Origin of the sequence: Mesorhizobium sp. M1406, assembly GCF_040317555.1 — a bacterium.
Taxonomy (GTDB): Bacteria; Pseudomonadota; Alphaproteobacteria; order Rhizobiales; family Rhizobiaceae; genus Mesorhizobium.
In genome coordinates this window covers 22629-45196 of record NZ_JAMYKW010000043.1, presented here as the reverse complement: position 1 = coordinate 45196, position 22568 = coordinate 22629, and the positions used below count along the sequence as shown (strand labels likewise).

At 62.8% G+C, this 22568-nt stretch carries 20 protein-coding genes; 9 read left to right on the top strand and 11 right to left on the bottom strand.

The window, feature by feature from the left end:
• Positions 1 to 68 precede the first annotated feature (68 nt).
• The 9 genes from NKH03_RS25995 to NKH03_RS25955 form a co-directional block, all read right to left on the bottom strand.
• The gene (locus tag NKH03_RS25995; RefSeq protein WP_352971437.1) at positions 69 to 689 is read right to left on the bottom strand and encodes a L,D-transpeptidase; all 621 of its coding nucleotides are present in this window, start codon (positions 687 to 689) and stop codon (positions 69 to 71) included.
• Positions 690 to 978: 289 nt separating this feature from the next.
• Positions 979 to 2859: a CocE/NonD family hydrolase gene (locus NKH03_RS25990; protein WP_352872262.1), complete on the bottom strand. Its 1881-nt coding sequence runs from the start codon at positions 2857 to 2859 to the stop codon at positions 979 to 981.
• Positions 2860 to 2877: 18 nt separating this feature from the next.
• Complete coding sequence (locus tag NKH03_RS25985; RefSeq protein WP_352883252.1) at positions 2878 to 3933, bottom strand: ABC transporter ATP-binding protein; 1056 nt, start codon at positions 3931 to 3933, stop codon at positions 2878 to 2880.
• A complete protein-coding gene (locus tag NKH03_RS25980) occupies positions 3930 to 4892 on the bottom strand; it encodes an ABC transporter ATP-binding protein (protein ID WP_352883254.1) in 963 nt (320 codons plus the stop codon). The genes NKH03_RS25985 and NKH03_RS25980 overlap by 4 nt, the downstream gene beginning before the upstream one ends.
• Positions 4889 to 5812: an ABC transporter permease gene (locus NKH03_RS25975; RefSeq protein ID WP_352883255.1), complete on the bottom strand. Its 924-nt coding sequence runs from the start codon at positions 5810 to 5812 to the stop codon at positions 4889 to 4891. Before NKH03_RS25975 ends, NKH03_RS25980 begins: the two co-directional genes overlap by 4 nt.
• Before the next feature lies 1 nt (position 5813).
• The gene (locus tag NKH03_RS25970; protein WP_352883256.1) at positions 5814 to 6791 is read right to left on the bottom strand and encodes an ABC transporter permease; all 978 of its coding nucleotides are present in this window, start codon (positions 6789 to 6791) and stop codon (positions 5814 to 5816) included.
• A 58-nt stretch (positions 6792 to 6849) separates the two neighbouring features.
• On the bottom strand, positions 6850 to 8463 hold the full coding sequence (ggt, locus tag NKH03_RS25965; protein ID WP_352883258.1) for a gamma-glutamyltransferase: 1614 nt from the start codon (positions 8461 to 8463) through the stop codon (positions 6850 to 6852).
• A complete protein-coding gene (locus NKH03_RS25960) occupies positions 8460 to 9317 on the bottom strand; it encodes an alpha/beta hydrolase (RefSeq protein ID WP_352883260.1) in 858 nt (285 codons plus the stop codon). Before NKH03_RS25960 ends, ggt begins: the two co-directional genes overlap by 4 nt.
• Before the next feature lie 12 nt (positions 9318 to 9329).
• The gene (locus NKH03_RS25955) at positions 9330 to 10940 is read right to left on the bottom strand and encodes an ABC transporter substrate-binding protein (RefSeq protein ID WP_352872274.1); all 1611 of its coding nucleotides are present in this window, start codon (positions 10938 to 10940) and stop codon (positions 9330 to 9332) included.
• A 232-nt stretch (positions 10941 to 11172) separates the two neighbouring features.
• On the opposite strand from NKH03_RS25955, the gene NKH03_RS25950 reads away from it, so the two are divergent.
• From NKH03_RS25950 to NKH03_RS25910, 9 genes are all read left to right on the top strand, one after another.
• Positions 11173 to 11955: an IclR family transcriptional regulator gene (locus NKH03_RS25950; RefSeq protein ID WP_352872276.1), complete on the top strand. Its 783-nt coding sequence runs from the start codon at positions 11173 to 11175 to the stop codon at positions 11953 to 11955.
• A gap of 247 nt (positions 11956 to 12202) precedes the next feature.
• On the top strand, positions 12203 to 12385 hold the full coding sequence (locus NKH03_RS25945; RefSeq protein ID WP_352872278.1) for a hypothetical protein: 183 nt from the start codon (positions 12203 to 12205) through the stop codon (positions 12383 to 12385).
• Positions 12386 to 12465: 80 nt separating this feature from the next.
• Positions 12466 to 13011 (top strand): FAD/NAD(P)-binding protein, encoded by a 546-nt coding sequence (locus NKH03_RS25940; RefSeq protein WP_352883262.1) that lies wholly within the window; start codon positions 12466 to 12468, stop codon positions 13009 to 13011.
• A 254-nt stretch (positions 13012 to 13265) separates the two neighbouring features.
• Positions 13266 to 14216, top strand: coding sequence for a sulfonate ABC transporter substrate-binding protein (locus NKH03_RS25935; protein ID WP_352872282.1), 951 nt, complete (start codon positions 13266 to 13268; stop codon positions 14214 to 14216).
• 148 nt (positions 14217 to 14364) lie between these two features.
• Entirely contained in the window at positions 14365 to 15180 is an 816-nt protein-coding gene (gene ssuC / locus NKH03_RS25930) for an aliphatic sulfonate ABC transporter permease SsuC (RefSeq protein WP_502911025.1), read from the top strand.
• Between the two features lie 140 nt (positions 15181 to 15320).
• On the top strand, positions 15321 to 16016 hold the full coding sequence (locus tag NKH03_RS25925; RefSeq protein ID WP_502911026.1) for an ATP-binding cassette domain-containing protein: 696 nt from the start codon (positions 15321 to 15323) through the stop codon (positions 16014 to 16016).
• A gap of 52 nt (positions 16017 to 16068) precedes the next feature.
• Positions 16069 to 17868 (top strand): vanadium-dependent haloperoxidase, encoded by a 1800-nt coding sequence (locus tag NKH03_RS25920; protein WP_352971435.1) that lies wholly within the window; start codon positions 16069 to 16071, stop codon positions 17866 to 17868.
• 76 nt (positions 17869 to 17944) lie between these two features.
• Positions 17945 to 18745, top strand: coding sequence for a sulfurtransferase (locus NKH03_RS25915; RefSeq protein ID WP_352971434.1), 801 nt, complete (start codon positions 17945 to 17947; stop codon positions 18743 to 18745).
• Positions 18746 to 19303: 558 nt separating this feature from the next.
• Positions 19304 to 20233: a LysR substrate-binding domain-containing protein gene (locus NKH03_RS25910; protein WP_352872287.1), complete on the top strand. Its 930-nt coding sequence runs from the start codon at positions 19304 to 19306 to the stop codon at positions 20231 to 20233.
• Here the strand turns inward: NKH03_RS25910 and NKH03_RS25905 are convergent.
• On the bottom strand, positions 20220 to 21683 hold the full coding sequence (locus NKH03_RS25905) for an amidase (protein ID WP_352872288.1): 1464 nt from the start codon (positions 21681 to 21683) through the stop codon (positions 20220 to 20222). The genes NKH03_RS25910 and NKH03_RS25905 overlap by 14 nt on opposite strands.
• Before the next feature lie 48 nt (positions 21684 to 21731).
• The gene (locus NKH03_RS25900; protein ID WP_352872290.1) at positions 21732 to 22559 is read right to left on the bottom strand and encodes an FAD binding domain-containing protein; all 828 of its coding nucleotides are present in this window, start codon (positions 22557 to 22559) and stop codon (positions 21732 to 21734) included.
• Positions 22560 to 22568 lie beyond the last annotated feature (9 nt).

Sequence of the window (22568 nt, the reverse complement as noted above, 5' to 3'; positions counted from 1 at the left end):
CCAGCACCAGCAGGCCGGCGGCGAGCAGCCGGCGCGTGGTTTCAATCATGCGGTTCATGATGCGCCAATCATTCGACAGTGGTGGAAGCGGGCGCCTGGTCGGCGATGTGCGGTAGGACCTCCACTGCGGTGCCGATCGGGCACCGCTGGTAGAGGTCGATGATGTCTTCCGGGAACATGCGGATGCAGCCGCTGGAAGCGTCGGTGCCGATGCTCCATGGCTCCAGCGTGCCATGCAGGCGGTAGCCGATGTCGGCGCCGTCGCGGTACAGATAGAGCGCGCGCGGCCCGAGCGGATTGTTGGACGCGCCGCCTGCGACCATGGGCGGCAGGTCCGGCTTGCGCTTACGCATTTCGGGGGGCGGGACCCATTGCGGCCACAGCGCGCGGCGGTCGATCGTCGCGCGGCCGTACCATTTGAAGCCGTCCTTGCCGACGCCGACGCCGTAGCGGATGGCGGTCTTGTTTTCCGTGATGAGGTAGAGGAAGTGGTGGCGGGTATCGACCACGACCGTGCCGACCGGCTCGCTGCTGAAATACTTGACGATCTGGCGATGCCATCTCTTGTCGATCTTGGCGAAGTTGGTCTTGCGATAGACAAAATTGGTGTCGCTGGCGGTACCGGCGTAAAAGGATTTTGCCGTCGCGGCTTGAACAATATTGCCGGTGATCGCTCCGCCAGCTTCGATCCCTAGTGTTGCATGACCGTATCCCGCTCAATCGAATTGGCTAGGTCGGTTCATCAGGAACGCCCCAGCATGGATGCACTCAGATGGATCGCAGAAGGGCTGACCATCAGCCGCCCACCAAATCCACGTCACGGCTCGTCAAAAACGGCCCGCCCCACGGTTCCCTGGAGGACCGCATTCGAAGACAACATCCGCGCCGCCCGGCAAAATTTCATGACCAGATGCGATCCGGTCAAGGACGTGTCCGGTCGAAGGTTCGACAGTAGCGGTCGCGCCCAAACGCGTGCCGTTAGTTGATGTCAATCTTATCCATGATCAACCGCGAGGGTCGCATCTCATCGAGAAAAACCGTATTGCGCGCCGCCTGACGGCTACGACCGAAGCCAGCTGGTTCACCGGTATTCGGATTGACGTCGAACTTTGGAAAATTGCTCGAGGATATGTCCAGCCGTAGCCGGTGGCCGGCACGAAACAGGTTGGCGGTTGCAAACAGCTCGATGCGAAGCCGCATGATCTCACCAGGCCTCACCAGCTCGGCTCTTTCGAATGAATGCCGGAACCGGCATCGGAAAATCCCGTCGGTCAGGTTCAAGGCAAAGCCCGTCGGATAGTCCGCGCTCGGTGGATGAACGTCGATCAGCTTCGCCGTAAAATCGGTGTCAGGCGCATCGGTCGCCGCCCAGAGCTCCACTGCCACCTTGCCAAGCACGGTCAGATCGTTGACCAGCGGCTCTGTCTCGAACGAAAGGACGTCGAGGCGGGCAGAAAGCGGCAGGCCGAAATTTCGGCAGCCGAAGAACCTCTCGTCCTCCCTCTGGTCGAAGCCGCCGCCAGCGAAGATCGGTTGGCCGCTTGTCAGCGCGCCGCCTATGGTCGGGACTGGATCGGCGGGATCGAAATCATAGCTCAGCGGCGGGTCGTCGGGCGCAGGAAGGGACTTCGAGAGCCTGCCCTCGCGATGCAAGTAGTAGCTTAGCTCCTCCACATTGGGCAGCGGCCATTTTTGAGCCCTGATCCAGCGCCCGCCGTGATCGAGACGGCCCGCTTCATTTTTCGTGCCCTTTCCCCCGCCCATGACAAAAAGACGGATCGGCTCCTTGTCGAGATCGTTCTGCGGCCCACACTTCAGCCAGCGATCGAACCAGCGGCGACGAAACTCCAGCCAGCTTGCTGCCACATTGCCGCCGAGCGGAGCGTTCGGTCCGAAGTCGACGTCGCCGGCAAAGGTCAGATTCCGGTCGCCATGCAAGCCCGGACCCATGATCATGGAGAGCGGCCGTTTGCCATTGCTGGCAAGGCCTGCCAGATTCTCGAACGTCGTCGAGACATAGACGTCGAACCAGCTCGACATCAGGGCGATCGGAATGTCGGGGATGGCGTCGTAGAAGCCCGCCGCATGAATGCCGGCCTGCTTCCAGAAATCGTCGAAGGTCTCGTGCCGCCACTGCTCCAGCAGATAAGCCTCGTAGTCCGGAGCCCAGCGGAGCGGGGAACGGCCCTCCGACCAGGGCATTTTGCCAAACCAGCGATGCAGGTTCTCGGCGTCGATCGCCTTTCGGGCCAACTCGTCGCCGGCGGCAACGGCGCTCTCGCGGGCTTCCCGGTAGGCCCAAGTCGCCTGTTTCAGCTCGAACGCGCCGCCTTGGCGGATGCCGCAGGTGAAGGCGTTCGAGAACCCGCCGGAATCGAGGATCATGGTTGCAAGAGCGGGCGGCGCAAGACACGCCGCCGCCATTTGGGTATGCGCGGCGTAGGAAAGGCCCATGGTACCGATCCGGCCGTTGCACCAGGGCTGGGCCGCGATCCATGCGAGCGTGTCGTAGCCGTCCGGACCTTCTGAGAGATATTTGACGAACTCTCCTTCCGAGCCGTAGCGGCCGCGGCAGTCCTGATAGATGACGATGTAACCATGGCGCACGAAATGCTCGGCGACTGTCGCGCGATCCATCGGTTCGGTCATGCCGACTTCGAGCTCGGCGCGCGACGCCATCGCCTTGCCATAAGGCGTCCGTTCGATGATGACGGGAGCTGACCGGTCCAGCGCGCGGCCTCCCCTTGCCGGTCGGTAGATGTCGGTCGCCAGTCTTACGCCATCGCGCATCGTCACCATGACGTCGCGGCAGAGGACCATGTCATCGGTCACGGACTGGAGTGCCTGGAGGTCGGTCATCTAAAAATTCCAAGGCGTTCAGGCAGCAGCGTCATTGAGGTGGCATGCGCTCTTGTGTCCGGCAGCAACCACCTTCAGGCGGGGCGCTTCGGTCCGGCAGCGAGGCATCGCGTGCGGGCAGCGCGGGTGGAAATGACATCCGCTCGGCGGCGACAGCGGGCTCGGCAATTCACCGTTGATCGCGGCAAAGCTGCGTTTGGTGGTTTCGATCCGCGGCACCTCGGCGAGAAGCGCCTGCGTGTAGGGGTGGTTGGCCCGTGCAAAGATCTCCTCGGCCGGAGCCTCTTCGACGATGCGGCCGAGATACATGATCGCCACGCGATCGGAGATGTGCTCGACCACCCCGAGATCGTGGCTGATGAACAGGTAGGTAAGGTTCAGCCTCTCGCGCAGGTCCATGAAGAGATTGAGGATTTGCGCCTGGATCGAGACGTCCAGAGCGGCAACGGCCTCATCGCAGACGAGAAATTCCGGCTGCACGGCCAGAGCGCGCGCGATGCCGATCCGCTGGCGCTGACCGCCGCTGAACTGATGCGGAAAGCGGTGCTTCAGCGCCGGATCGAGGCCGGCACGTCGGAACTGTTCATCGACAAAGGTGCCGAGATCGCCCTTGACCAGCCCGTGAACGCGCGGCGCCTCGCCGACGATATCGGCCGCTTTGCGGCGCGGATTGAGCGACGCATAGGGGTTCTGGAATATCATCTGCACGCGCAGTTTGGCTTCACGTCGCTCGGAAGGCGGGAGCGCCCTCATATCCTTGCCGCGCCACGATACCGATCCCCTGGTGGGCGATACGATGCCGGCGACGATCCGCCCGAGGGTGGACTTGCCGCATCCCGATTCGCCGACGAGGCCCAGAACCTCGCCCCTGCGAACGGTGAGGCTGACGCTATCGACCGCTTGCACCCTTGCTGCGGGTTTGGCGAGTTTGAGCGAGATTGCCAGACGGGCGGCGAGGTCTGGCCGCGTGCCGAAGCTGTGGGAAATGTCGTTCAGCTCGATCAGCGGCACCGCGTCGGCAGAACCGGCCGAGGCGCTTTGGACATTTGCCGCAACCGGAGTGGAGGAGATCATATGCGGAGCTCCGGTAAGGGATGAACGCAGCGGTGCTCGCGTGTGCCAGCAGTGAACAGTGGCACCGCCTCGGCACACATCGCATCGGCACGGGCGCAGCGCGGGGCGAAAGCGCATCCAGTCGGCAGCCGCGCAACACTGGGCGCCATTCCGGGGATCTGCCGAAGCCGCTCGCCGCGCTGGTTGCGGCTGGGAACGGAGTCGATCAGACCGGCGGTATAAGGGTGCAGCGGACGGGCGAGAACGTCCGACACCGGGCCGGATTCGACGATGCGGCCCGCATACATCACGGCGATCCGGTCGGCGAGCCGCGAGACGACGGCGAGATCATGCGTGATCCATATCAGCGACGTGTTGTTCTGCGCCACCAGCTTTTGCATCTCGGCCAGGATCTGCGCCTGGATCGTCACGTCGAGCGCCGTGGTGGGCTCGTCGGCGATGATGAAGTCCGGCCGGTGCAGCAGCGCGATAGCGATGACGACGCGCTGACGCATGCCGCCGGAAAACTGATGGGGATAGGCCTGCAACCGCTCATCCGGGCTCGGAATTCCCACCATACCCAGCGCATCGCGGGCCCGCGCCCTGGCGTCGGCTCGTGAGACATCTTCATGCGCCTGCACCGCTTCGATCATCTGCGTATCGATGCGCAGGACCGGGTTCAGGGTCATCATCGGATCCTGGAAGATCATGGCCATGCGGCGCCCGCGCAGCGCACGCATCTCCTCGCGGCTGGAGCGGGTGATGTCGCGTCCGGCGAACACGATCTGGCCACCGACAATCGTCCCAGGCGGATCAACCAGACCGATGATCGAAAAGCCAGTGACCGACTTGCCGGAGCCGCTTTCGCCGACGAGACCCAGAACCTCGCCGCGCGCGACGCTGAAGGAGACGCCGTCGACGGCTTTTGCCGATGCGAAATGAGTCCGCAGATCGCGAACTTCCAGCAGTGCCCCACTCATGCTTGCCCCCGCGGATTGAGCACGTCGCGAAGCCGATCGCCGACGAGGTTGATCGCCACCACGGTTACCAAAAGCGCCACCCCTGGATAGAAGCTGATCCATGTCATGCCGGAGAGCATGTACTGGTAACCGTTGGAGACCAACAGACCAAGGCTCGGCTCGGTGATCGGCACGCCGAGACCGAGAAAGGACAAGGTCGCCTCCAAGGCGATGGCGCGCGCCACCTGCACCGTCGCGATCACGATCAGCGGCGGCAAGCAGTTCGGCAGCAGATGGACGAACAGGATACGCCATCGCGGAATGGCCAGCGATTCCGCGGCTTCCATGTATTCCTTGCGCCGCTCCGTCAATGCGGTGCCGCGCGCGGCGCGCGCATAGGTCGCCCATTCGACAATCACCAAAGCGAGTACGACGTTGAGCACCCCCTTGCCGAGAAAGGCAAGGATCATCAGGGCGACGAGGATGGACGGGAAGGAGAGTTGCAGGTCAACGATGCGCATGATCACCGTCTCGGTGCGGCGGCCGATATAGGCGGCGAGCAGACCGAGCGAAGCGCCGAACAGCGCTGCGAAGAGCGCTGAACTGACGCCGACACCGAGGGATATGCGCAAGCCGTAGATGATGCCGGAAAGCATATCGCGGCCTTGGTCGTCGGTGCCGAGCCAGTAGGTCATGCCGGCCATCGATTGCGAGCCGGGCGGCAGGCGGCTGTCCATGATATCCAGTTGACTGAGGTCATAGGGGTTCTGCGGCGCTATGAGCGGCGCGAAAAGCGCCAGCAGAACGATCGCCGTCAGCAGCACCAGACCGACGACAGCCATAGGCGAGCGGAAGAATGCCCGCACGAGGAGCCGGAACGGCGGCTCCTCACCTTTTTCAACCTCGGTCGGCAGTGGCGGCGGCAAGGTGTCGATGCTCATCTCACGACCCCTCGCCCTGAAGCCGCACCCGAGGGTCGAGCGCGGTGTAAGTGAGATCGACGACGAGATTGATGATGACGAAGAAGACGACGATTGCCATCAGGTAGGCCGTGATGATGGGGCGATCGAGCACGTTGATGCTGTCGATGATCAGCTTGCCCATTCCGGGCCAACTGAACACACTTTCGGTAACGACCGAGAAGGCGACGATCGAACCGAATTCCAGGCCGACGATGGTCACCACCGGGATCATGATGTTCTTCGAGACATGGACGCCGATGACGCGCGATTCCTTGAGGCCCTTGGCTCGTGCAAACTTGATGTAGTCGAGCGGCAGGACTTCGGCGACACCGGCGCGTGTCAGGCGCAGGATGAGGCAGGCATCGAACAGAGCGAGGTTGACCGCCGGCAGGACCAGATGGGCAAGCCCGTCTTTTGTCAGGAATGCCCACTGGACGCCGAACAGCTCGGCGGTCTGCCCGCGTCCGCCGCTCGGCAGCCATCCGAGTTGCACGCCAAAAAGCATGATCAGCACCAGCCCGACCCAGAAGGTCGGCAGCGAGAAACCAAGGATGCTGACAGTCATGATGATGCGACTGACGATGCCATCTGGCCGTAGCCCGGCATAGAGCCCGAGTGGCACGCCGACGACGATCGCTATGAGTATCGCCGAAACGGCCAGTTCAAGCGTTGCCGGCAGCCGCTCCAAGATCACCCTGATCGCCGGTTCGTTGTAGACGTAGCTCTGGCCGAGATCGCCATGCAGCGCGGCTTGGAGGAAGCGGAAATATTGCTGCCAAAGCGGCAGGTCGAGGCCAAGGGCTTGGACGACGCGCGCTCGCTCGATCTGGTCGGCGTCAGGCGAGATCAGGATATCGACCGGATCGCCGATGACATTGACCGCGATGAAGACGATGACGGTCATGGCAAACATGACCAATGCGGCCTGGAACAGACGACGCACGATGGCGGCGGTCATGACGACCTACCCCAGCCTGCCTGCCGGGAACTGTTGCAGGTCGCGTGTACGAAACGCGTCACGCCGGCACCGCCATAGCCATGCCATCGCGTTGCGGATCGGCGCCGCCGCGACAAACTCCGTCCTCGATCTGGATCCCGTGAAGAGCGGCAAAGGCGTAACTTTGCCAGGAGCGCTTCACCTCGTAGCCCTTGCCCTCGATTTCGTCGGTGACATAGCGTGGAACGCGGTTGGAGACGTCGATCGTGTTCGACACCGCCACGATCCGCGGGGCGGCCACCGCTTCCGGCATGCTCATGCCGAAATCAATGATGTTCATCAGGCCTTGGGCCATGGATGGCGCGATATAGCTGCCGCCCGGCGCTCCCATCACAATTACCGGCCGGTCATCCTTGAAGACAATAGTGGGCGCCGCTGAGCTGGCTCGCCGTTTGCCAGGAGCCAGCGATCCTGCCCTGCCCGGCCTCGGATCGAAGCGGCTCATCGTTCCGTTATACATGAAACCCAAGCCATCGGTGATCGCTCCCGACGGACTGCCCAGCGTGTGGGTCAATGCGACGGCATTGCCTTCCCGGTCGATCACCGAGATATGCGTCGTCTCGCGCGGCGACCGGTCCTCCACTCGCTGGACTTGGGCCCGAACCCCAGCCTTGATCTCGTCGGCCATTTGACCGCAATACTCCCGGGACAAAAGACGCCCGACCGGCACATCGACATAGGCTGGATCGCCGAGGTGTCGATCCTTGTCGTTGGTCATGCGTTTCATCGCTTCTGCCAGTACGATGACATGCTCGGTGCTGCCGTGGCCCAGGGCACCGATGTCAAAATGCTCAAGGGTATGGAGCAGTTGCAGCATGGATATGCCGCTGGCGGGCGGCGGGCTGGTCGCGATGTCGTAGCCGCGATACTCCCCCCAGAGTGGCTCGGCGATAGAGAGCTGATAGTTAGCCAGGTCGTCTTTCTCGATCAGGCCTCCATTCGCGGCCATGTCGGCTGCGATTTCGTCGGCGATCTCGCCCTTGTAGAAGATATCAGGGCCAGCTGCAGCGATGCGCTCCAACGTGTGCGCGAGGTCGGCGTTGACGACGATGTCGCCCGGCAGCTTCACCGTGCCGTCGGCGCGGAAATAGATGGCGCGTCCGGTCTTGCTGAAACCCAGCTTGTCGAGGGTCCGCACTTCGCCGGTATCGACGCCGTCCTGCGCCCAATACCAATGGACATGCGGACGTACCATGAAACCTCGCCTCGCCTGCCCGGCCGCGGGTGCGATGACGTCGGCCCAATCGAAGGTGCCGTATCTCGCCAGCGCCTCGGCGTAACCCTTGACGCTGCCCGGAGTGCAAACGGCGAGATAGCCGACCTCGCTGATGCCGCCTTCCAGCAGAAAAGCGAAACCGTCGCGCGATTGGCCGACCAGCAGTTCGCTCCACATATCCGGGGAGGCCTTGAGCGGCGCCCTTGCATAGAACTCAAGCACCTCGTGCACGCCGCGCCGTGGCATATAGACCTGCATCGAGCCAAAGCCCCCAAGGCCGGACATTTGTGGATCCACGACGCCCTGCATGAAAGCGCAGGCAATCGCCGCATCGACGGCGTTGCCGCCGCGCTTGAGCACAAGGGCGCCTGCCTCCACCGCTTCAGGCTGTGGGGCAACGATCATTGCATTCATCACGACGCGTTCCGTCGTTGCTTGAGTTCTTCTGCGAGGAAATCCTGGACGGGATCAAGAACCTCCAATCGGTCGTGCGAGACCCCCGGCAGCAAATCGAAGCGGACGCGCACGCCCACTTGCTCGAACGATTGACACAATGCCCTGAGGCGTTCCGGCCTCGTGCGGCCGGCATCGTTGGCTCCGGGTAGCCAGTGGGCCCCGCCTTCACGATGCGTGATTTCCCAAGTCTCCAGATCAGCGTCGCCGACAATCATCTGGACAGGCACGTTGGCCAGTGCGGCGGCGTTGAAGGTGATACCGAACTTCTCTGGAAGATCGCGAATGCCTACCCACCAGTCCCGGGTCGGGTCGAGCAGGGTCACCGAGCCGGGCGCGCCGATCGAAGCCGCCCACAGCCGATCGGGATGCAGAATGGCGAAACGATGCGTGAAATGCCCGCCGCCGGAAAAGCCGAACATAGCGAAGTGGCTCCAGTCCTGACGGTATTTGACACTGACTTCCTCGACGATGGCGAGCAGCGCCTGATCGTAGCGGATCTCGCCCTCCAGCATGTATTTGTAACCACTGCGGGCACCATCGCCCAGAACGCCCATTGGAAATACCGGGCACAAAATGGCGCAGTCATTCCAGCGCCCGAACTCAGCGAAACCGTCTCGGAAGTCCAGGAAGGAGGTTCGGCCGGTGCCGTGCATGGCAACCAGCAGATCGACCTTGGCGCCGTCTCCGACCGAGCGCGGTACATAGAGACAATAGTGAAAGCGCGGATCTGATTTGGAAGCAAAGATTGCGGTCGCGCCAAGATCATAGATAGCGCGACCGCGATCTGCAACGAACCCAGTGGTAATGCTCGTCAAGTCGACAACTCCTCAGGCAGTCTTGGCGTTCATGGCCAGCGTGTACTGATCGGCCCGCGTCGTGAACTGAATATCCTTGCGGGCAGCCACCACGAGAACCTCGTGGTGCATCGGGATCAGGGCGACATCGTTGAAGACAATCTCGCTAATTTCCGACAGCATCTTTTCGCGCTTGGCATCATCGAGCGTCCGCTTGGCCACGGCGAGCTTGGCATCAACGTCGGGATTGGAGTAGCGGCCCGAATTGGCGATGCCCAGACCAGCGTCGGAATTTTGCGTCGCAATCAGCGCCGTCAGCGGGTTCGAAGTCTCGCCTGTGTTTACGCCCCAAGAATCCAGATTGAAGCTGAACGTATGCGCATCCGCTTTGTCGGCATAAACCGACCAGGGCATGACGTCCACGCTGACCTTCAAGCCGATGCGGGTGAGCATCTGGGCCACCACCTGCACGATCTTGGAGTCGTTGACGATACGATCGTTGGGCCCGTGGATAGTCAGTCGGAAGCCCTCGGGGTAGCCAGCTTCGGCGAGCAGGGCCTTGGCTTTTGCAGTGTCGAATGGAACGGGTTTGATAGCAGCCGAAGTGCCCGGGGCGCCGGCAGGCAGGAACTGCGAAGCGACAATGGCATTGCCCTGCATCAAGCGCTCCACAATGGCGCCGCGGTCGATCGCCATGGACAGCGCCTGCCGCACGCGCAGATCCTTCAGCGGGTTGCGGTCGAGCGGCTTGCCGTCCTTGCCAGTGATGAAGGGCGTGACGTCTCGGAACGTGTCCAGGGAAAAGAAGACGACCCGGCTCGAGACGCCGCGGATGATATGAAAACGTTCGTCCTCTTCGACGCGAGCAACGCCTTCATAGGGCACCTGTTCGACCAGATCGAGATCGCCGGCGAGCAGGTTCGCAAGCCGCGCGCCGGCATCGGTGACGATGCGAAGCTCGACGTCCGGCAAGGCAGGCTTCGGTCCCCAGTAGTTGGGATTGGCGGAAAGCGCGACACGGTTGCCGGAAACATATTCCTTCAGCACATACGGGCCGGTGCCGATCGCCGCGGTGCCGTTGTTGAACTGATCGCTCGCGGTATCCTTGAACTTGGCGCGGATGATGCGAATGCGACTGAGGGAATTGGGCAAAAGCGGCTCCGGCTGCTTGGTTTCGATGAGAAGCTTGCCGGGTTGGGGTGAGGTGATCGACTTGATGTTGCGCGTGTAGGTCCGGAAGGACGCGGTGCTTTCGATTGTGTTGGCCCGGTCGAATGAGACGACGATGTCGTCTACCGTGAGCGGCTCGCCGTCGCTGAAGCGCACGTCCGGCCGCAGGTCGAACTCCCAATGGGTGTCGTCGACCACGCGCCAGGCCGTCGCGAGCCCCGGTCTCGAGACGGATTTTTCGTCATTGGTGACAAGCGTGTCGTAGATGTGGGTGGCAAGCGCGTTGTTCGGCGCGTTGCTCTTCAGATGCGGGTCCAGCGTCGTCGGCGGAGCAGCCATGCCGATCCGCAACTGGCCGCTTGCCGCCGCAGCTTGGGCCATCCCCACTCCCGTCCAGTTGGCGCCTTGCAAGACGGCGGCACTGCCGAGCGCCCATTGCATCAGCGCACGGCGCGATATTGTCCGGTTCTTCATTGGTTTTCTCCGTGTCCACTCTGGATAGTTCCATCGGAGGAGTTCTTTTCCGCTGCCGCTTGCCATCATCGACCCTGTTGGGGGTTCGCTTACGGTGCCGGCCTCCTTCCTGACAGCGAGTTGAAAAGAAAGCTTCTCCGTTTGTCAACGCAGATAAACCGTTGTTTCACTGGACGAAACGAAATTCCTCATTTAACCTTCGGAATCAGATGTTTTGGGGAGGGAGTGAGAAATGACCGATCAGGCAGACACCCGATACACGGTCGATTCCGTCGATCGCGCGATCAGTTTGTTGCACACTGTGGCCGGCGAGGCAGATCTTGGTGTTTCCGAAATCGCGCGGCGTTCTGGTGACAGCAAGGCACGAGCTTTCCGGCTTTTGCAGACGCTGGTGAAGCGCGGCTTGCTGGCGCGGTCATCGGATGGAAAGGGCTATCGTCTCGGCCTCGCCGCGCTGATGCTCGGCCACGCCGCTAGCGAACAGATGGACCTGATCCGCATTGCAAACCCTGTTCTGGAAGAACTCGGTCAGGAGATCGGCGAAACCACACAACTGCGAATCCGCGATGACCAGGAAAGCCTCTGCGTCGCCAAATGGGAGCCGAAGCGAGATCTTCGCGTCAACGCGATTGTCGGCCGACGGCGCCCACTACATGCTGGTTCGAGTAAGGCATTCCTGGCCCATATGGATGACGAGGAGCGCGAGGCCATTCTTTCCGGCCCCTTGAAGCGCTTCACCAAGAAAACTGTGACCGATCCTCGGCTTCTAAGGGGCGGGCTCGAGCAAATCCGCAAGGCCAAGTTTTTCGTCAGTCGCGGTGAGATCAACGACGATCTGATTTCGATCACCGCGCCTGTGTTCGCTTCGCCTGGCAAGATAGTCGCAGCACTGAACATCGCCGCCCCGGAAAACCGCGTACCAGAAGAACGCATATGCGAACTCGGTGAAATGGTGGCCAAAGCCGCCCAGCGAATTTCTGCCGCTCTCGGTTTCCGCTCACCGGCTATGAAATGATGCAGACGAGCGCCCTCGGCAAAGGCTCGGTTGGGATCGAGAATCTCCTGGCTATGGCGCTCGCCTACTCGCAGGCGGAGGCGGCCCATCCAGGATGCCGCGCGCGTGTTGCGGGCGCTCTGTGTCGAGCGTCTACGCAATCTCGACGCCGCCTAGTAATCACATCTAACTGGAGCGTGTCGGATTTCTCCTTATACCCCCCTCCCGGGTCGCGCCCCGCGCTCGCGAGCCGCACGGAGATCGCTCGTTGATGACGGTCGCCCATCGCCGAAAATGGAATTTGGCCGCCCCCACGGTATCGGCGAGCTCGATTGCAATCATCGGCGGCGGTGCAAGCGGCGTGCTGATGACGACCAGCTTCTGCGCAATCGAGATTCCGACCTTGACATCGTCATCCTCGAAAAGCGGACCTTGCTTGGACGAGGCTTAGCCTATTCAACCGACCTCCCGGATCACCTTCTCAATGTCCGGCCTCGAATATGAGGCCTTCGCCGATGATCCCGACCATTCGTGCATTGGCTGCGGGCTCGCAATATCCAGATCGATGATCCGACGACCTATTTCGCTCCCCGCCGCCTGTATGGCAGATATCTCGGGCAGCTGCTGCATGAGACTTCGAAAGAGAACGGCTCATATGGAAGATTGCGCATAATCGACGAGGAATGCGTCGGAATCGTTGAGCGCGATGAGTATTTGGAGCTGGCCGATGGTTCAAGTGTTGTGACGCAGCGATGCGTTCTGGCGACGGGACACGATCAGAAGGCGAGCCGCAGTCAGTCCTTGCTTGCGCAGTCAGGGGCAGATGACGCCGCCCTGCCCGATCCAGCCGATCAAGTCCTCATCATCGGCAGCGGCCTCAGCATGGTCGATACATGCCTGTCTCTGATGCTTGCCGGGCACCACGGCCAAATCGTCGCTGCTTCACGTATCCGCAGAGATCGCATTTCAGCAGTGCGCTTACCCGCGGCACCTTTTTCGAGATCGAAGCGATCCCACATCCGCGTTCAATGCCAGCGCCTCGCGACCGCATTGCTCAGCCAGCCTTCGTCGACGTGACGCCAGGTGGCGCCTTCTTGTTCGGGCCACGGGCCGGTGCTTTGTCGGTCCTCTCCTCCAAAGGAAAACCTTTCTCAATAAATTCTATCAGATTAGTAGAATATCCTTTGTGAGGGCTCCTCCCGCCCGTTACGCTCAACGAAATCGGGCATCCCCGACTGCGCTCCTGAATTGCGGGCGCAGAGCACTGCGGCATGCTTCATGCCAGCTGATTTCAAAGTCCTGTACTGACGTTGGGAAGAGGAGTCCGATTGATGAATGCCTTCATAAGCTACCTTGCGAAGCTCGCTCTCGCCGGCACCATTGCGCTGGCCGCCGCCACCGCAACTCATGCGGATGACAAAATCGTCCGAATAGGGTTCCAAAAGTACGGCACACTCATTCTACTGAAGACAAAGGGGCTCCTTGAGGAAAAGCTGAAACCGCAGGGCTACACGGTCGAGTGGACCGAGTTCCCGGCGGGGCCGCAACTGCTTGAGGCGCTCAACATCGGGTCCATTGATTTCGGCACGACTGGCGAAGCGCCGCCTATCTTCGCGCAGGCTGCCGGTGCTCCCCTCGTCTATGTGGGTTATGAACCTCCGGCGCCTGAAGCCGAGGCGATCCTGGTCCCCAAGGATAGCCCGCTCAAGACCGTCGCCGACCTGAAGGGAAAGAAGGTCGCGCTGAACAAAGGCTCGAATGTCCATTACCTTCTCGTCAAGGCGCTGGAGAAAGCCGGGCTGGCCTATTCTGACGTGGAAGTCTCATTTTTGCCGCCTGCCGACGCACGCGCCGCATTCGAGAAGCAGGCTGTCGATGCCTGGGTGATCTGGGAACCATTTCTGGCGGCCGCGGAAGCAGCCACCGGTGCCCGCCAATTGGCGAACGGCAGCGACGTGGTGGACAACCACGAATTCTATCTCGCCTCGCGCGGCTTCGTCGACACTCACCCCGAGGTCGTCGACACCATCGTGGTATCCCTCGGCGAGATCGACACATGGATCAACGCCAATCGCGGCGATGTGGCCGAACAGTTTTCGCCGGCACTCGGCATTCCTGCCGACATTCTCGAAGTCGCAGTCCAGCGGCGCTCCTATGGCGTGAAACCGATCACACCGGACGTGGTGGCCGCGCAGCAGAAGATCGCCGATGTGTTCCATGAACTCGGCCTGATCCCGACCGCGATCTCGATCGCCGATGCCGTGAGGAAGCCACAGTCGTGAACGTCGCCGACGAGCTTTTTCCCGACCGCGTCAACGTGCTGTGGTTCCTGCCGTCTCATGGAGACGGCAGGTACCTCGGCACAGCGACTGACGGGCGTGCCACAGACCTGCCGTATCTGCGCCCGGCGCCGCCAAGGGCATCCTGACCGTGGCTCACCCGACGCAGCTTCGAAACGCAGGCGCAGCGGCACTGCAGATCCTCGCGTCCTGGGCGTTGCCGATCGGCACTGTGGTCGTATGGGAAATTGCTTCGCGCAGCGGAATAATGTCGACCCGCCTGCTGCCAGCTCCGAGCGCGGTGGCCGCCGCTTTTTGGGAAGGCCTGCGCAATGGGACGCTTCTCACCCATGCCGCCATCTCGACGGAACGGGCGCTGAAGGGGCTTGCTATCGGCGGCAGTATCGGTTTCGTCCTCGGCGTTCTGGCCGGAATTTCGCGGCCGGCCGAGACCGTGTTCGACTCGTCGATGCAGATGTTGCGCAACGTGCCGCACCTGGCCATGATTCCCCTCGTCATCCTCTGGTTCGGGATCGGTGAGGAGGCGAAGATCTTTCTGGTGGCGGTCGGGACCGCGTTTCCGATCTACCTGAATACTTTTCACGGCATCCGCACCATCGACGTCAAGCTGATCGAGATGGCGCGCGTCTATGGGCTCGGCCGCCTGGCGCTGTTCTGGCGGGTGATCTTGCCGGGTGCGTTGCCGTCGATTCTTGTCGGCCTGCGCTTCTCGCTCGGCATCATGTGGCTGACGCTGATCGTCGCCGAGACGATCTCGGCCTCCTCGGGCATCGGCTACATGACAATGAATGCGCGGGAATTCCTTCAGACCGACATCGTTGTCCTCGGCATCATCGTCTACGCGCTGCTCGGCAAGCTCGCCGACGCGATCACCCGGCTGATCGAGGCGCGCGCTCTCGCCTGGCATCCGGCGTACCAACCCGCCGCCACCAGGGCAGCACCATGAGAGAAGTTGCAACCGCGCTCCGGCTGCGCGAAGGCGGCCCCACAGTATTCCAGGAAACGGATTCCGTCCTGGTTCGTACCGAGACGCTCCGCGAATTCGCAGAGCGTGGTCTTGAAGAGCGCTCAGCGAACGGAGAAGCCGTGCTGCTCGACGGCTTGTCCAAGTCGTTCGGAGAAAGGCGGGTGCTGTCCGAGTTCGGTCTGAGTATTCCGGCGGGGCAACTGCTGGCGATTGTCGGTCGCTCCGGCTGCGGCAAGTCCACGCTCCTTCGCCTGATCGCCGGCCTCGACCGCCCGACGAGCGGGACCGTCTCGGTCGGCGGCGCGAAGGTCCAATCGCTGCAGTCGAACGTCCGGCTGCTCTTCCAGGACGCGCGGCTTCTCCCTTGGCATCGTGTTCTCGGCAATGTCGGAATCGCACGGGCGAATGGCTGGCGCGAGACCGCCACGGCAGCGCTCGCCGATGTCGGGCTTGCGGACCGGGCAAACGATTGGCCCGCGGTCTTGTCGGGGGGCCAGTGTCAGCGCGTCGCCCTTGCCCGTGCCCTGGTGAGTCGGCCCGGTGTTCTTCTCCTCGATGAGCCGTTCGGGGCTCTTGACGCGTTGACGCGCATGGAGATGCATCGTCTGCTCGAGCGCATCTGGCGCGAGCACGGTTTCACGACGGTTCTCATCACTCACGATGTCGCCGAGGCGGTGGCCCTTGCCGACAGGGTGATTGTCATCCGCGACGGCGCCATAGCGCTCGACAATCCGGTCGATCTCCCTCGCCCTCGACGCGAGGCCGCGGACACGTCGGCCGTCGCCCTGCAAGCGCGAATTCTCGAAGAGGTTTAGGCGCGGCACACCTTCGATCAATGCAGCGCTTCGGCGAAACAAGGAGATCGCAATGACGCACTGGGATCACGGATCAGAAGGCGACGGCCAGACCGGCCGTGAGGCATCCGCACCGGATAGGGCAGATGTCCACAACGGCGGCCGCCGCCGCTTTCTTGGAGCAGCCGGAGGCGTCGCGGCGATAGCGGTCACAGGCTTGCCTTCCCTTGCGGTCGTCCGCTCGGCCAGGGCGCATGCCGGCGAGGAGACGACGGACGCCCACCTTGTTTTCCGCAAACACGCCTTTGTCGTGCGGAGCGCCGCGGCGGACACGGATTTCGCGGTGGCGGTCGTGCCGCATCCGGTCAGTGGCGACGAAGAGAAATACCCAACTCTCATCGGTTCCGATACGCGCGGCCTGCCGCACGACAAACGCGGTGAAGTCGACAGACCAGCCTTCGACGCGACGCTGAAGGCCTACGCCTCGGGTGATCCGGCCGACTTCGAGGCGATACCGCTCGGCGGCAAGCGCAAGCAGCTCAATCCGATCGGCTCCCTTGCCGTGAACCTGACGGGCTGCGTCGGTCCGCAGTTCGCGATCCCGCCGGCACCTGCGCTCGACAGCGTGGCGCGGGCCAGCGAGGCTGTCGAACTCTACTGGCAGTCGATCCTGCGCGACGTTCCGCTGTCGGAGCTGACGGACGACACCAGCAGCAAGGACGTGCTCGCCGCGGTTGAAGAGTTGAGCAAGCTCGCTGCCTTCAAGGGGCCGCGCAGGAACGGAAGCATTACTCCACAGTCGCTGTTTCGTGGGACGGCGCTTTACGTCGACGTGGCTGATCCGTCGCGGCGAACCGGTCGCTATGTGACGCCGCCCGGCACACTTCAGGGTCCCTACATCTCGCAATTCCTGCTCAAGGACGCTCCTTACGGCAGCCAACTCATCTCCGCCCGCATTCGCACCGCCGCGGCCGGGACCGATTTCCTCACCGGCTACGACGAGTGGCTCGCCATCCAGAACGGCAATCCGCCCGCCAAGCCGACCAGCTTCGACCCGACGCCGCGCTACATCGCAACCGGCCGCGATCTCGCGGAATACGTCCACAACAACCCGGCCGCCTTCTGGTCGGCAGCCCTGCTCCTTGGTGTAGCACCCGACAAGGCCAATCCGGACTATGGCGGTTTTGGAATCCCCTTCAGCAAATCCAATCCGTATGTGAAGTCGAAGACGCAGACCGGCGGTTACGGCACGTTCGGGCTGCCCTACGCGCAGAGCCTGCTGCCGATCACCGCCTCGCTGGCCATTCGCGTTGCGTACTGGCAGAAGTTCTATGTCCATCGCACTTTACGGCCGGAAGCGTATGGCGGTCTGATCCATCACCGTATCGCCAACAAGGTGGACGTCTATCCGGTCCACAGCGACGTCCTGAACTCGGCTGCGTTGGCGCGAAGCGTCGGCAAGTTCGGCAGCCATCTCCTGTCGCACGTCTACCCCGAGGGCGCGCCGATCCACTCGAGCTATCCCGGCGGAGCCGCCCAGATCGCCGCGTCCAACGTGACGATCCTCAAGGCGCTCTTCGATGAGGACGCCGTGATTTCGAACCCGGTTCAGACTGATCCCAAGGATCCGACTAAGCTCATCCCCTACCGGGGTGGGCCGCTCACTGTCGGAGGCGAGCTCAACAAGCTTGCCTGGAACTACGGCGTCGGCCGCGACTGGGCCGGCATCCATTGGCGCTCGGATTTCTCGGCGTCGCTGGCGCTCGGCGAAGAGCTCGCGATCAGCATTCTCCGCAACGAGCGGCAAACATATCGCGAGCCGTTCGAGGGGTTCAGCTTCGCCCGTTTCGACGGCACCAAGGTCGAGGTCTAGCGCATCCATGCCAGTACTCGCCCAAAATGCAGTTGCGGCACAATTCGGCGCCGCGCCTCCTGTCAGAGAGAATCTGATGCCACACGATCCCATCATCGAGCCCGACGCGCTGCCATCAATTGGCGAGTTTCGTCTGCTGGACGTACGTGAGCCTGCGTCCTTCGAGGCCGATCACCCGGCGATGGCCGTTCGCGTGCCAATCGAAGAATGGGAGGCCGCCGCGAAGTCGGGCGAGACCTCCTTTGAGAACGTCGCCTACTGGGAGCAGGCGATCACCGATCTCGGCGTCGGCGGCCCACGGCCCGCTGTGATCTATGACGACGGGCGCATGACGGAGGCCGCCCGCGTCTGGTTCGTCCTGCAGTATTTCGGCGCCGAGGCGCTGATCGTGAACGGCGGATGGCCTGCGATCCGCGAACGCGCGGAACTTCTGGCAAAGGCACGCGAAGCTTCGGAAGTAGCGGCGTTCCAAGCTCGACCGGGAGCCGGATCGGTTGGGCTGGTCGATCGGCACATGCTGAAGGCCGACCTGGACAGCGTCCAACTTCTCGACGCTCGAACGGCGGACGAGTTTGCCGGCACCGACTTGCGGCGTAACGCTCGGGGCGGCCATTTGCCGGGCGCGCGCTCGCTTCCGCATGCGGACCTGCTCGACGATCTGAAGTCGCCCAGCGCTCTTCGCGATCTCCTCTCCAAGGCCGGCTTCCAGGCCGGGGGTCACGTGATCACCCATTGCGACGGTGGTAGCCGGGCGGCACTCGCGGCCGCCGCCGCGGTCCGAGCCGGATATGACGACGTCCGCGCCTACTATCTGAGCTTCGCCGACTGGGCGAAAGACGAAAGCTGCCCGGTCATACTGGACCCGCAACCCCGGTGACTGCCATGACAAATCCCACCGTCGTCTGCTTCTCAGGCAATCTCACGCGGCCGTCCAAGACGCGCAGCTTCGTCGAAGGCAAAGTTTGCCTCTACGACCGAAATCAGGCGCGAAGTTGCCGTTCGCGTCGTGGATAGCTTTCGGGTCAGACTCTCCCGTTCCCTACCGGTCTTTGCAGCACCGAGACAGGCCCATCACGCCCGACACTGTGGAACATATCGCATGCTCTCCGAGTGGGGGGAAAGGCGGTAGCGCTCTCCCGACTCCCCGACTCTAACCCCGAATACCCGGCACCTCGCATTGACTGGGATCAAATTGCTACCCTGCGTTCGCAGATCTGGTCCAGCCCGCAAGCCCCGTGGCGATCGACCAGCCGACCGCTCGCTAGTAGCCGTCATGCACGGTGATCGGGCTGCGGCCATCTGCTTCTTCGCAGTCAGACCCGGCCGCATCTCGGCGTTCATATTCGTGGGTGGAAGCCATATGCATGCGCATCAGATTTGGAATGAATCTTGCTTGAAATTGGCTGGGCGCATTGGATCTGGCTCGGGCACGAATATGAACCTCATCAGCGTCGACATACGAATGCTCCGATCGCTGCAATGTGTCGCGGAAACCGGCAGCATTACGGAGACGGCGCGGCGCCTCAGCCGCTCACAGCCGGCCATTACCCTGCAACTTCAGCGACTCGACGACATTTGCGGCTGCAACCTGTTCCGTCATGACGGACGCAAGATGGTGCTCACTTCCGATGGCAGGCTGGTGCTTTCCTATGCAAATTCGATCCTGCGCCTGCACGACGAGCTGCTGTCGCGCCTCTCGTCGCCCGACATCGAAGGCCAGGTCATTCTCGGTACGCCCGATCTCTACGCGGCCTATCTGCTGCCGTCGATCCTGGCTGTATTCCAGCGCGCCTTCCCGCGTGTCCAGGTCCAGCTTCAATGTTCGCTGTCGACGCCGCTGGTCGCGCAGGTCCATCGCGGCGAAATCGACATCGCGCTGGTAACGCGGATGAACGACTTCGTCGGCGGGCGGGTCGTGCGTCAGGAACAGCTCGTCTGGATCACCGGGGAACACTCAACGGCGCATATCGAGACACCCTTGCCGCTGGCACTGCTGCCGCCTGGCAATATCTATCGCGACCACGCCATCGAGCACCTAGAAATGGCGGGCCGCCCCTGGCGCATCGCCTGCGTCAGTGAAAGCGTCAGCGGGCTCCAGGCCGCGGTGTTTTCGGGTATGGCCATCACAGTGCTCGGCCGCAGCGCGCTCGTTTCGGGCATGCGCGAGATCGTCGCTAGCGGCGAATTTCCGACACTGCCGAAGGTGGACCTGCTGCTCTACAAGGCGCAAGGCGCGACCACGCCGGCCGCCAAGGCACTGTACGACTATCTTTCGCACTATCTCGATATCAGCCGCGAGATCGGCGGTGTGCTGATGCCGGACATGCGTGAAGCTGAAAGCGAAGAACCCCTCACTGGAAGTTGAGCGGCGGCCATTCCAGAGCCCAAGGCCGTGCCTGCTCGAAGGCTCCCGCCAGCGCAATGACGGAGCTCTCCCGCATCCATGGCGCGATCATCTGCAGGCCAATCGGCAGACCCGAGGAATCGCGCCCGCAAGGAACCGTCGCGGCCGGCAGGCCGCACAGATTGACCGGCCAGGTGAAGGGCGACCAGCCCAGATGCGCGTCGACCTGACGCCCGTCGACGCAGGATGCGCCAAGCGTGCCGGCGGCGAAGGCGGTGACTGCGACCGTCGGCGTCAGCAATATGTCGACGGTGCCGAACAGTTCGACGAACTGGCTCCTCAGCCTTGTGCGCAGATGCGTTGCCGCCATGTAGTCCGCGCCACTGTAGCCAAGGCCTTTTTGAAGAACCGCGCGGAACGCATCGTCCGAACCGACAAACGCCTCTTCACCGCGGTCGCCGACCGATGCCGCTTGTTCGGTGAAGGCGATCGGCTTGAGCACCTTGTCCAGCATCTGCGGGTCGAGGGTAAAAGGGAACTCGACGAGTTCGGCGCCGGCGGAAGCCAGGATATCCACTGCGGTGGCAAACGCCGCCCGGACTTGCGGGTCGATCGGCGCGTAGCCGAAATCGGCCGAGAAGGCGACGCGCAGGCCCTTCGCTGACGGCGGTATCCTCGAATATTCCTGTGGCTTCAGGGCGAGCGAGGCGGCGTCGCGCACGTCGTAGCCCGCAATTGTCTCGAGCAGCAGGGCCGCATCGGTGACCGTTCGAGCAATGGGGCCGGTATGCGCGAGCGATCCCCATGACGGCGGGAAGAAGCCGGGCGCGCGCGAAACGAGGCCAAAGGTCGGCTTCAGACCAAAGACCCCGCAGAACGAAGCCGGGACGCGGATTGAACCGACGCCGTCGGTGCCAATCGCCAGCGGGCCGCAGCCGGCGGCGACACCGGCGGCGGCACCGCCGCTTGAGCCGCCACTGGTGCGGTCCGGTGACCAGGGATTGCGGGTAATGCCGCTGACCGGACTGTCGGCGGTGAGCTTGTAGCCGGATTCACAGGTGGTCGTTTTGCAGGTTACGATGGCGCCGGCGTCACGGAGGCGGCGCACGACATGCGCGTCGACCTCAGGCACGAAACCGGCGAGCGAAGGTGCGCCGGCTTTCGCCGGTTTGCCGGCGACGAAGACGAGATCCTTGACAGTAACAGGAACGCCCGCCAGCGCACGGTTCTCAATGCCCTTTCGGTAGCGTTGTGCTATCACCTTGGCGGCGGAAACAGCCTCGTCATAAAGGTCGGTCACCACGATGTCACAGACAGCGTCCGCGCGGCGCAGTGCCGACACCGTATCGTCGATCACGTCGACAGCGTCGAAACGCCCTGCTCTGTAGCCGGCGACCATGTCGGCGGCGGAAAGACGCGCAAGGTCGCCCGGCGCGCTGGCCGCGCCGAAATTGGCTGGATTGACGGTCATAAGCCCTCCCGGGCCGGACTCGCGCGGCCGAACCGCGCCGGCCGGCCGCTATTGTCCTTTTGTTGCACCCTGGCCGGCGTTTCGAAGCGCAGCCGCTACCGCTCGGCGTGCCATGACCATCACCAGATTGGCGCGATAGTCGCGATCCGAGTGGATATCGGAATTCAGTCCCGATGGATCCATCGAGACGCGGTTGAGCGCATCCGGATCGAACCGCTCCTGCAGCGCCGCCTCGACGTCGAGCGCCCTGAAAACCGACGAGGCCGCACCGGTGACGGCGACACGCACCTTTCCGGCCGTCCGTGCGACGAACACGCCGACAAGCGCATAGCGCGACGCCGGGCTGCGGAATTTCGCATAGGCTGCCATGTCCGGAACCGGGATTCGGAAAGCGGTGACGATTTCCCCAGGCTCGAGCGCCGTCTCGAACATATCGACGAAGAACGCGTCGGCGGCAACGGTCCGTCTGGTCGTGACCACAGTCGCATCGAGCGCGAGGATCGCCGCCGGATAGTCGGCGGCTGGATCGTTGTTGGCTACAGAGCCGCCGATCGTGCCGCGATGGCGCACTTGCGGGTCGCCGATCTGCCCGGCGAGCAAGGCCAGGCCGGGGATATGCGTCTGCACCAGAACGGAGACCGCCACGTCGTAGTGACGAGCCATTGCGCCGACGACCAGGGCACCCTCCTCGAATGCTATCTCGCGAAGTGCCGCTACCGCTGAGAGATCGATGATCGCTGCCGGCGCGGCCAGGCCTTGCTTCATCGTGGGTAGCAGCGTCATGCCGCCGGCCAGGATCTTGGCGTCGTCATGCTCGGAAAGCAGATCGGCTGCCGCAACGGTCGTCTCGGGCTTCAGATAGGCGAAGGATTTCATCGAAGCCCC

Excerpts from the sequence above, each read along its gene's own strand:
- NKH03_RS25990 (WP_352872262.1), bottom strand. The coding sequence starts at position 2,859 with ATGACCGACCTCCAGGCACTCCAGTCCGTGACCGATGACATGGTCCTC.
- NKH03_RS25985 (WP_352883252.1), bottom strand. The coding sequence starts at position 3,933 with ATGATCTCCTCCACTCCGGTTGCGGCAAATGTCCAAAGCGCCTCGGCC.
- NKH03_RS25980 (WP_352883254.1), bottom strand. The coding sequence starts at position 4,892 with ATGAGTGGGGCACTGCTGGAAGTTCGCGATCTGCGGACTCATTTCGCA.
- NKH03_RS25975 (WP_352883255.1), bottom strand. The coding sequence starts at position 5,812 with ATGAGCATCGACACCTTGCCGCCGCCACTGCCGACCGAGGTTGAAAAA.
- NKH03_RS25970 (WP_352883256.1), bottom strand. The coding sequence starts at position 6,791 with ATGACCGCCGCCATCGTGCGTCGTCTGTTCCAGGCCGCATTGGTCATG.
- NKH03_RS25955 (WP_352872274.1), bottom strand. The coding sequence starts at position 10,940 with ATGAAGAACCGGACAATATCGCGCCGTGCGCTGATGCAATGGGCGCTC.
- NKH03_RS25950 (WP_352872276.1), top strand. The coding sequence starts at position 11,173 with ATGACCGATCAGGCAGACACCCGATACACGGTCGATTCCGTCGATCGC.
- NKH03_RS25935 (WP_352872282.1), top strand. The coding sequence starts at position 13,266 with ATGAATGCCTTCATAAGCTACCTTGCGAAGCTCGCTCTCGCCGGCACC.
- NKH03_RS25920 (WP_352971435.1), top strand. The coding sequence starts at position 16,069 with ATGACGCACTGGGATCACGGATCAGAAGGCGACGGCCAGACCGGCCGT.
- NKH03_RS25915 (WP_352971434.1), top strand. The coding sequence starts at position 17,945 with ATGCCACACGATCCCATCATCGAGCCCGACGCGCTGCCATCAATTGGC.
- NKH03_RS25910 (WP_352872287.1), top strand. The coding sequence starts at position 19,304 with ATGAACCTCATCAGCGTCGACATACGAATGCTCCGATCGCTGCAATGT.
- NKH03_RS25905 (WP_352872288.1), bottom strand. The coding sequence starts at position 21,683 with ATGACCGTCAATCCAGCCAATTTCGGCGCGGCCAGCGCGCCGGGCGAC.
- NKH03_RS25900 (WP_352872290.1), bottom strand. The coding sequence starts at position 22,559 with ATGAAATCCTTCGCCTATCTGAAGCCCGAGACGACCGTTGCGGCAGCC.